Raw genomic sequence first — 6,935 nt, forward strand, 5'->3', positions numbered from 1 at the left:
GTAAGCGGGAACGAGCGATATATCAGGCGATTCGGCCTGCGCAATCCGGCATTTCCAAGAAAGTGGCGCGCAAAACCCGGGGCGGAGCCAGCAACTATTTCACGTTGTACCCTTTAACCGGTCGCAGGCCGCCGCTACATGCGTTTGCATGAAAAGCGCCCCAGCCGCCGGCCGTTTCGCGCCAACCGCCCTGATGCTCGGCAATCTCGTGACCGGCTGCTCGGTGTTGGCACCGGCGGGCATGCTGCCGGAATTGTCGGCGGGGCTCGGGATCAGCATCCACGCGGCCGGGCTCCTGATCACCTTCGGCGCGGTGACGCTGTGCGTCGGCTCGCCGCTGACGGCGTGGCTGACCAGCCGCATCGAACGGCGGATCCTGCTCGCCACGACGCTGGCGGTGCTCGCACTCGGCAATCTCGCCTCCGCGCTTGCGCCCGATTACACCAGCCTGCTGATCATTCGGCTCGCGATGCTCGCAGTCGGCTCGCTCTATACGCCGCAGGCCGCCGGCACGGCTGCGCTGATCGTGCCGGCGGAACGGCGCGGCAGCACCATTGCGTACCTCTTCCTCGGCTGGTCGCTCGCAGCCGCCGTCGGCCTGCCGCTCATCACCTTTATCGCCAGCCGCTACGGCTGGCGCGCGGCTTATGGCGGGGTCGGCGCGCTCAGCTGCGTCAGCTTGCTGCTGTTGCTGCTGCGTCTGCCGGCGGGCCTGCAGGGCGCACCGGTCGATCTGAAGACATGGGCCGCCGTCGGCCGAAGCAGGACGATCCTGCTGCTGCTCGCGATCACGATGCTGCAAATGTCGGGGCAGTTCGTCGTGTTCACCTATATGGGCCCGCTGCTCAACAAGCTCACTGGCGCCGGTCCCGATGCGATCGGCTTGGTCTTCGCGCTGTACGGGATCTGCGGCTTCCTCGGCGTCGTCGTCGCCACCCGCATCGTCGACACTGCGGGGCCCTATCGCACCTCGTTGCTGTTCACCTGCCTGCTGCTTGCCGGGATGAGCGGGTGGGCCCTAGGCGCCGGCTCGCTCGTCATGATGGCGGGCGCGGTGACGATCTGGGGCCTTGGCTTCGCCTCGACCAACTCGATGCAGCAGGTGCGGCTGGTCGCGGCTGCGCCGCCGCTGGCGTCGGCCACCGTCGCCCTCAACACATCCGTCCTCTATATCGGCCAGGCGGTCGGCTCCGCGGTCGGCGGCTTGCTGTTCGCCCGCGAGCTCCTGCACACGCTCGGCTTCGTCGCGGTCGGTTTCGTCGTGCTGGCACTGATCCTGGTGGTCGTGACCCGGCCCAGGCGGGCGGCTGCCGCCACCGCCTGAACGCAGCAGGTCGTGCGCGCAAGGCGCTTGGCAAACCTCGCGCGGGAGCGGTAGAAGGCCGGCGTGGGGATCAAAGAGAGTTGACTGAGATGAGGATGATTCTGGCGGTTGCCGCGGTGCTCTATTCAGCCTCCGCATTTGCGCAGACCGAGAAGCCACCCATGGTGGGGGACAAGCCGCTGGTGCAGGTCAAGCCGAAAGGCGCCAACGAGGCTGTCGCCGCTCCAAAGGGCAAGCCGCAATCGATCGCGGTCCGCCTCCAGACCTGCCTCGAAATCGACGACGGCACCAAGGATCGCCTCAACTGCTACGACGCGGTGATCCCGCCGGCGCCGAAGCCGAAGCCGGCCAAGGCCAAGGGCTATGCCGACTGCCGCTTCTTCAAGGAAGAGGACGAGCGGCTGGCCTGCTTCAACGGCTTTGCCGAGAGCATTCCGAAGCTGCCCAGGAACTGATATTGGGAACTGATATCCCGGCTAGGGATTTGTGGAGGCGACGCGCGTCAGCGCGAGCGACGGCGTCGCCGCCATCTTCACCAGCACGTCCTTGAGCGGATCGCGCGTCCAAGCGCGGGTGACATAGTCGCGATGGGTGATGCCCTCGCCGGTCTCCACGAATACCACGCTGCCGGGTCGTAGCGGCCCGTCCATGTCCTCGGCGACGCTGATGCCCTTCTGGCCGAGCATGCTCATCAGCTCGCGGTCGCGCCGCGCGGTGTGGCGGGTGTAGGCGCTGACGAAGAAGCCGGAACGGTGGCTCTCGATCCAGGACGCGAATTTGTCCATCTCGCCATAGACGGCATCGAGCAGCACCACGCCGCGCACGCGGTCGCTGATGCCGCCGACCTCGAGGCTCCAGGCCGTCGGCAGGAAGCCGCCGCTATAGCCGACGATCACGATCGGCATGTTGGCGAAGGCGCGCGCGCTGTTGGGATCGCCGGTGAGGCGCGCAAGATGGTCGGCCGATTCCGCCATGAAGCGCTTGAAGCCGCCCGGCTGCCAGAATTTTCCGGCGCTGGAATCGGCGGCGTCGACCGCCATCTGCGGCGCGAGCAGGATCGCATTGGCGCCGGAATCGGTGACCTGTTTCGGCACCATCTGCCGGTCGCGGACGTCTCGCTCGAGCGTTGCGCCATTGCCGTGGAAGAACACCACGATCACGCCCGGCTTGCGCAGGTCGAAATGCTCGGGCACGTGCACCAGCACGCGGCTGTCGCTGTAGGTCTCGTCCTGCCAGTAGACGCGGCCGGAATAGCTGCGGTGGCCGCGGCGGTCGCCCTTGGAGATGTTGAGGAAGGGCGCGTCGGAGGCGGGGTTGTTGCCGAAATAGGGAAAGGCCGACGACTTCATGCTGACGAGTGTCGTCAGATCCTCGCGGGCGGGGCGCTTGTACGGCACTTGCGGCTCGAGCGAGGCCACCTTGTAGGACGCCTGCTCCGGCTGAGACTGCACGGCGCGCTTGGGCGAGAAGTCCGACATCTGCCGCTGCAGGAAGCTCTCACTCGCCGAGGGAAAGCGCTCCCTAAACTGCGGGGCAGGGAAGCGGTCCTCGAACGTGTCGCCGCTTGCCAGGCGCGCGTTCGAGCTCTGCGAATTGGTCTTGGCGACCACCTGGACATTCGCCTGGGAGTTCGCCGCCAGCGCCGCCGGATCCGGCGCCTTGCCGCATTGAACCAGCGTCAGCGACAACGGCACCATGACTGAGATTAGAGCGGCCCGGAGCGCACGATCATGCCGACCGGACATTGTCCGATCGGCACGATCATCAGCTCTCAGTTTAGGAGCGGCCCCGGCCATCCACCCATGACCCCAAAGTCACGACCCAAGTCTTACGTCCCAGGTCACACGTCCAAGTCACACGTCCATCGGCAAACTTGAAACAATTGAGCCGACTGGCGTTTAGGCGACGTTAAGCGTCCGGAGAAACTTCCCCACATCCGGAACGCTCGAAAGGACCATGCAATCGTGTCCTGATTGTGGGGGAGCGGAACGGACAATCCCGGGTGCATCCAGAGACATCGTCCAAAGAAGCGCCTAGGCGGTGGTCAGGTACCTACCTCCGTTGCCTCATTTAACCCTTGTTAACCCTGCTTGAATTGACTGGGCCAAAGTGCACGATCGGCCCATTAGGCGAAGCGCCTGAGGTTAAGGACCCCGATGACGGCATCAGATGCGGGTACCCCGCCCTGGACGGACCGGCTGACCGGGAGGGGGGCCGGGGTCTCCGTTCCGGTCGCCACCGCCATCGTCGTCGCCGACATGATCGGGGTCGGCGTCTTCACCAGCCTCGGCTTCCAAGTCAAGGACATCCCGTCCGGCTTCTCGATCCTGCTGCTCTGGACGGTCGGCGGCGTCGTCGCGCTGTGCGGTGTGTTCGCGTACAGCGAGTTGGGCGCGATGTTTCCGCGCTCGAGCGGCGAGTACAATTTCCTCGGCCGTGCCTATCACCCGGCCTTCGGCTTCCTCGCCGGCTGGGTGTCGGCCACGGTCGGCTTCGCGGCGCCGGTCGCGCTCGCCGCGATGGCGTTCGGGGAATATGCCAAGTCGGTCGTACCCGATCTGCCGGCGATTCCGCTCGCCATCGGCGTGGTGTGGCTGGTTTCGCTGGTGCAACTGACCGGCGTCAGGCACTCATCCACGTTCCAGTTGATCTCGACCGTCCTCAAGGTCGTGCTGATCGTCGGCTTCCTGGTCGCCGGCTTCGTCATCGCCGTGCCGCAGCCGATCAGCTTCACGCCGCAGCCCGGCGATATCGCTCACATCGTCAGCGCGCCGTTCGCCATCGGGCTCGTCTTCGTGATGTATTCGTTCTCGGGCTGGAATGCCACCACCTACATCATCGGCGAGATGAAGACGCCGCAACGGAACCTGCCGCGCGCGCTGCTCGCGGGCACGCTGATCGTGCTCGTGCTGTATGTCGCGCTGAACGCGGTATTTCTCCATTCGGCGCCGGTCAGCGCGCTCGCCGGCCAGCTCGACGTCGCCAGTGTCGCCGGCACGGCGATCTTCGGCACCCTCGGCGGTCGGATCGTCGGCGCCATGATTTGCTTCGGTCTGATCTCTTCGATCAGCGCGATGATGTGGATCGGCCCGCGCGTGATGATGACGATGGGGGAGGACATTCCCGCCTTGCGCGTTTTCTCCAAGCGGTCCGTGAGCGGCGCGCCGGCCTATGCCATCCTGTTCCAACTGGCCATCGCCAATCTTCTGTTGTTCACGCGCAGCTTCGAGGCGGTGCTCGATTTCATCCAGTTCGCGCTGTTGTTCTGCTCGTTCTTCACGGTCGCAGGCGTCATCAAGCTGCGTATCACCGATCCCGATCTGCCGCGGCCCTATCGCGCCTGGGGATACCCGTTCACGCCGCTCGTGTTTCTGCTCGTGACCGCGTTCATGATGTACTACCTTCTGACGGAGCGGCCGCTTCAGTCGCTGTCGGGAATGCTCGTCATGCTCTCCGGCCTTTTGATTTACGCTGTTTTCCGCAGGCGGCCCGTCGTCGCTGCCGCATCACCGCATCGCGAATAGACATGCTCCGCCCCCTGAGAATTGCGGCCGTTGCTTTCGTCCTCCTGGCTGCGGCCGTCTCGTCCGCGCGTGCCGCAGACGTCACCTTCGATGACACGGCGCGCTTCCTTGCGGGCATGCAGCCTTCGGCGGACTCGCCGCTGGTGCCGCTCACCAGGGACCCGGCCTGGCAGCGTCACGCCAAATTCTTCGACGGCGCCTTCGCTCAGCTCGAGCAGCGTCAGCTCTCGAAGATCCGCAGCTGGGCCGACCTCAATCTGGCCGCGCCCCGACCGACCATGTTCTATTTGTTCAGCGGCCCCGATTTCCTCTACGCCAACACCTTCTATCCCAAAGCCAGCACCTACGTGCTCGGCGCGCTGGAGCCGGTCGGTGCGGTGCCCGATTTGACGCGGCTGCCGCGTGGTTCGGTCGGCGCTGCGCTCTACAACGTCGAACGCTCGCTCGGCTCGATCCTGAGCTTCTCGTTCTTCATCACCAAGCAGATGAAGGTCGACCTGAGCGCCAACCAGGTCAACGGCACCTTGCCGATCCTCTATGTCTTCCTCGCCCGCTCCGGCAAGACCATCCGCAACGTCGAGATGATCGCGCTCGACGACAAGGGCGGGCTACATGTCGGCGGCGACAATCCCGGACGGAACGCGACGCGCGGCGTCCGCATCAGCTTTGCCGGCAGCGACGGGGAAGCGCGTACGCTGTATTATTTCGCAACCGACCTCTCCAATTCCGGCGCACGTGCCGCGGGCTTCCTGAAATTCTGCGAGACGCTCGGGCCCGGCAACAGCCTGCTCAAGAGTGCGTCCTACTTGTTGCACTCCGGCAATTTCACCGTCGCACGCGACTGGTTGCTCGCCAACAGCGCCACCATCATCCAGGACGATTCCGGCATTCCGCTTGCGAACTACAATGCGCGGCAATGGCGGTTCTTCCCGTTCGGCCGCTATCTCGGCCCCATCGACGAATTCCCCGGCCGCTACCAGGAGCGCTACGCCGAGCTGTTCACGCGCGCCCAGCCAATCGATTTCGGCGTCGGCTATCGCTGGCGCATGCGTGAATCGAATTTGCTGCTGGCGGTGAAGGTGCCGGGCAGCGAGACCGCACCGGCTGCAGAGACCACTTCGGCCGCCGAGCCGGCGCCAAAGCCGCCGCGCCCGAAGCGGCTACGACCGCCGGAGTCGATCCCTCCGTCACAGGGACGGTTCTACTGGTTCCGGTGACTACCAATGCACGCTCTGGCTCGGCACGATGAACGTCGTCGTGCTCGGCTGTGTTGCAAGGCTCCTCTCAAGATACCAGCCTGAGCCGAGGACGAGCGCAAGCAAAGCGATGATGGCGAGCAGGTCGATGGTTCTTGGATCGTGTGCCCTGTGATCGAGATTCGGACCGGGCTTGACGTGAAAATGCGGGCTGATTTTCCAGCGCATTGTTGTTTCCTCCCGTGGGGAGCATCAAGACAACGCGGGCGGAAAGTCTAAGGTTCCGGTCAGGGCGGCGCTGTTCAGAGCACCGCAGGTCAGGACGCGTTAACTCCGCGCCAGCGGCCATAGCGCCAGGGGAGATACCAGCGTGCGCCTTTGGGCGCCGTGAGAGGCACGTTGTCGATGCCGGACGTGCCGAAGGGATGGCAACGGAGCAGGCGCGCGAGCGTCATCCAGCCGCCGGCCCACAGCCCGAACCGTTCGATTGCCTCATCGCCATAGACGGAGCAGGTCGGCAGGTGCCGGCAATTGTAACCGACCAGAGGTGACAGCGTGTGGCGATACAGCCAGATCAGTGCACGGCCGAATCTGCGCGGCAGCCGGAGCACACCATCGACGGAACTGGAACAGCGCTGGCAGGCTGAATGCTTCATGTGCGTTGTGCTGCGATGTTGAGCGAAGCTTTGCCCGGTTCCGGTGCAGGGAACCATAAGTTGTTGTTTCCACGCCATATTTTGCGTGTTTTTTGGGAGCACTGCAGCAAGTATCTGTGGACGATCTGTATTCGCCCGGATACCATTTTTATGACGGCCGTGTGTAGAAACATACGCCTGTATGATGGACTCAGGTAGCGCCACCGGGGATTGTTTGGGGACCTTGGGGCTTTGG

7 protein-coding genes are annotated in these 6,935 nt (G+C 64.6%); 4 read left to right on the plus strand and 3 right to left on the minus strand.

The features are described 5' to 3' along the window. The first annotated feature begins 148 nt into the window (after nt 1-148). Together I6F21_RS16830 and I6F21_RS16835 are read left to right on the plus strand one after the other, a co-directional pair. Nucleotides 149-1,324: an MFS transporter gene (locus I6F21_RS16830; RefSeq protein WP_074448151.1), complete on the plus strand. Its 1,176-nt coding sequence runs from the start codon at nt 149-151 to the stop codon at nt 1,322-1,324. Nucleotides 1,325-1,413: 89 nt separating this feature from the next. Continuing rightward, nucleotides 1,414-1,779, plus strand: a complete 366-nt coding sequence (locus tag I6F21_RS16835; protein ID WP_225183344.1) for a hypothetical protein — start codon at nt 1,414-1,416, stop codon at nt 1,777-1,779. A 21-nt stretch (nt 1,780-1,800) separates the two neighbouring features. Here the strand turns inward: I6F21_RS16835 and I6F21_RS16840 are convergent, their stop codons facing one another. After that, entirely contained in the window at nt 1,801-3,120 is a 1,320-nt protein-coding gene (locus I6F21_RS16840; protein WP_225139836.1) for an alpha/beta hydrolase, read from the minus strand. Nucleotides 3,121-3,480: 360 nt separating this feature from the next. On the opposite strand from I6F21_RS16840, the gene I6F21_RS16845 reads away from it, so the two are divergent. Both I6F21_RS16845 and I6F21_RS16850 read left to right on the plus strand, forming a co-directional pair. Beyond that, nucleotides 3,481-4,848 carry an amino acid permease gene (locus I6F21_RS16845; RefSeq protein ID WP_225139837.1) on the plus strand — a complete coding sequence of 456 codons (1,368 nt, stop codon included), beginning with the start codon at nt 3,481-3,483 and terminating at the stop codon, nt 4,846-4,848. A gap of 2 nt (nt 4,849-4,850) precedes the next feature. Continuing rightward, nucleotides 4,851-6,065 carry a hypothetical protein gene (locus tag I6F21_RS16850; RefSeq protein ID WP_225139838.1) on the plus strand — a complete coding sequence of 405 codons (1,215 nt, stop codon included), beginning with the start codon at nt 4,851-4,853 and terminating at the stop codon, nt 6,063-6,065. Here I6F21_RS16850 and I6F21_RS16855 read toward each other — a convergent pair whose 3' ends face one another. Further along, the gene (locus I6F21_RS16855) at nt 6,066-6,272 is read right to left on the minus strand and encodes a hypothetical protein (protein ID WP_036044035.1); all 207 of its coding nucleotides are present in this window, start codon (nt 6,270-6,272) and stop codon (nt 6,066-6,068) included. An 89-nt stretch (nt 6,273-6,361) separates the two neighbouring features. Continuing rightward, nucleotides 6,362-6,700: a membrane protein insertion efficiency factor YidD gene (gene yidD / locus I6F21_RS16860; RefSeq protein ID WP_036010511.1), complete on the minus strand. Its 339-nt coding sequence runs from the start codon at nt 6,698-6,700 to the stop codon at nt 6,362-6,364. Between the last annotated feature and the right edge of the window lie 235 nt (nt 6,701-6,935).

The sequence above is a fragment of the Bradyrhizobium sp. NBAIM03 genome, assembly GCF_020194055.1.
Taxonomy (GTDB): domain Bacteria; phylum Pseudomonadota; class Alphaproteobacteria; order Rhizobiales; family Xanthobacteraceae; genus Bradyrhizobium; species Bradyrhizobium yuanmingense.

What these genes read in the sequence shown, in the direction of transcription:
- I6F21_RS16835 (WP_225183344.1), top strand. Translation starts at nt 1,414, where the DNA reads ATGAGGATGATTCTGGCGGTTGCCGCGGTGCTCTATTCAGCCTCCGCA.
- yidD (WP_036010511.1), bottom strand. Translation starts at nt 6,700, where the DNA reads ATGAAGCATTCAGCCTGCCAGCGCTGTTCCAGTTCCGTCGATGGTGTG.
- I6F21_RS16850 (WP_225139838.1), top strand. Translation starts at nt 4,851, where the DNA reads ATGCTCCGCCCCCTGAGAATTGCGGCCGTTGCTTTCGTCCTCCTGGCT.
- I6F21_RS16845 (WP_225139837.1), top strand. Translation starts at nt 3,481, where the DNA reads ATGACGGCATCAGATGCGGGTACCCCGCCCTGGACGGACCGGCTGACC.
- I6F21_RS16840 (WP_225139836.1), bottom strand. Translation starts at nt 3,120, where the DNA reads ATGGCCGGGGCCGCTCCTAAACTGAGAGCTGATGATCGTGCCGATCGG.
- I6F21_RS16830 (WP_074448151.1), top strand. Translation starts at nt 149, where the DNA reads ATGAAAAGCGCCCCAGCCGCCGGCCGTTTCGCGCCAACCGCCCTGATG.
- I6F21_RS16855 (WP_036044035.1), bottom strand. Translation starts at nt 6,272, where the DNA reads ATGCGCTGGAAAATCAGCCCGCATTTTCACGTCAAGCCCGGTCCGAAT.